The following is a 1,556-nucleotide window of genomic DNA, read 5'->3' as shown; positions in this document are numbered from 1 at the left end:
GCCTCTCCCGGCATGTACGCCCGCGCTTTCATGGAGGGGCGCCTGTCCGAGGAGGACATGGACGGGTTCCGTCAGGAGAAGTCTCGTGAGGGTCATGCCCTGTCCTCGTACCCGCACCCGCGCCTGATGCCCAACTTCTGGGAATTCCCGACGGTTTCGATGGGCATTGGCCCGATGAACGCGATCTACCAGGCACAATCCAACCGCTACCTGCATAACCGCGGCATCAAGGACACCTCCGACCAGCAGGTCTGGGCCTTCCTTGGCGATGGTGAAATGGACGAGCCCGAGTCGCGTGGCCTGCTTCAGCTGGCCGCCAATGACAAGCTGGATAACCTGAACTTCGTCATCAACTGCAATCTGCAGCGCCTTGATGGCCCGGTGCGCGGCAATGGCAAGATCGTCCAGGAACTCGAGGCGTTCTTCCGTGGCGCTGGCTGGAATGTCATCAAGGTCCTGTGGGGCCGTGAGTGGGATGACCTGCTCGCCAGGGACACCGATGGGTCCCTGGTTGATGTCATGAACACCACCTTGGACGGGGACTACCAGACGTACAAGGCCGAGTCCGGCGGATTTGTGCGTGAGCACTTCTTCGGCCAGACCCCGCAGACCAAGGAACTGGCAGCTCACCTCAGCGACGACGAGGTGTGGAATTTGAAGCGTGGCGGCCATGATTACCACAAGGTGTATGCCGCGTATAAGGCTGCCGTGGAGTTCAAGGGCAAGCCCACCGTCATTCTGGCGCACACCGTGAAGGGCTACGGCCTGGGCACGCACTTCGAGGCCCGCAACGCCACGCACCAGATGAAGAAGCTCACCTTGGCTGATTTGAAGAACTTCCGCACGCACCTGCGCCTGCCGATCTCCGATGAGGTCCTGGAAGCGGATCCGTACCGTCCCCCGTACTACCACCCCGGCATGGACACACCGGAAATTCAGTACATGATGGAGCGCCGCGCCGCGTTGGGCGGTTTCGTTCCCGAACGCCGTTCCAAGCACACCGAGGTCACCTTGCCCGGGGATAAGACCTACGAGGTCGCCAACCGTGGCTCGGGAAAGCAGCAGGCAGCCACCACCATGTCCTTCGTGCGCCTGCTCAAGGACTTGATGCGTGATAAGGACTTCGGTGCGCGTATTGTCCCGATCATCCCGGATGAGGCCCGCACCTTCGGCATCGACGCGTTCTTCCCGACAGCGAAGATCTACAACCCCAACGGGCAGAACTACCTCTCCGTGGACCGCGATTTGGTGTTGGCGTACAAGGAATCCGTTTCGGGGCAGATCGTCCACGCAGGCATCAACGAGGCCGGCTCCGTCGCGGCGTTCACCGCCGCCGGCACCGCGTACGCCACCCACGGTGAACCGTTGATCCCGATCTACGTGTTCTACTCCATGTTTGGCTTCCAGCGCACCGGGGATTCCTTCTGGGCCGCCGGGGACCAGATGACCCGCGGGTTCATCATCGGCGCGACCGCCGGGCGGACCACCCTGACCGGTGAGGGCCTCCAGCACGCTGACGGGCACTCCCCGATCCTGGCCGCAACGAACCCGGCAGT

Annotated in this window: 1 protein-coding gene; it reads left to right on the top strand. The window is 62.5% G+C overall.

The window, feature by feature from the left end; all coding sequences use genetic code 11:
- Positions 1 to 1,556: pyruvate dehydrogenase (acetyl-transferring), homodimeric type (gene aceE, locus AAGW05_RS18465; RefSeq protein WP_411806020.1), on the top strand; the 1,556-nt coding region annotated here is incomplete at both ends.

This window comes from Arthrobacter sp. LAPM80, assembly GCF_046736435.1.
GTDB lineage: Bacteria > Actinomycetota > Actinomycetes > Actinomycetales > Micrococcaceae > Specibacter.
Note: the sequence above shows the minus strand (reverse complement) of the source record. Positions and strands in the feature narration are given on the sequence as shown.